Below are 394 nucleotides of genomic sequence, written 5' to 3'. Positions count from 1 at the left end.
CGATCTCGATCCGCAGGCGAGCTTGTCGGCGCTCCTTGGGCTGCTTCCCGAGACGGAGGTGCATGCAAACCAGACGCTTTACGCATCCATCCGTTATGACGACCAGAAGCGATCGTTAAAGGAAGTCGTTCGGCCGACCTATTTCGACGGTCTTGATCTAGTGCCAGGCAATCTCGAGCTGATGGAGTTCGAACACACGACACCTAAGGCTTTGACTTTGGGCGATCGTAGGCAGGGTATCTTCTTCACCAGGGTGGCTGCCGCGCTGGATGAAGTGGCCGAAAGGTACGATGTCGTGGTGATCGACTGTCCGCCACAACTCGGCTTCCTCACACTGAGTGGGTTGTGCGCAGCGACGGCGATGGTCGTAACAGTCCATCCGCAGATGCTGGAT

General features: G+C 57.1%; 1 protein-coding gene. It reads left to right on the top strand.

All coding sequences use genetic code 11. The annotated features are described in order from the left end of the window. Positions 1-394, top strand: a 394-nt coding sequence (locus EOA60_RS37205) for an AAA family ATPase (protein ID WP_164899977.1), incomplete at both ends; no start/stop codon positions are given.

Origin of the sequence: Mesorhizobium sp. M1A.F.Ca.IN.020.06.1.1, assembly GCF_004023265.1 — a bacterium.
Taxonomy (GTDB): Bacteria; Pseudomonadota; Alphaproteobacteria; order Rhizobiales; family Rhizobiaceae; genus Mesorhizobium.
The sequence above is the reverse complement of the archived record's forward strand: the minus strand, read 5'-3'. Positions and strand labels throughout refer to the sequence as shown.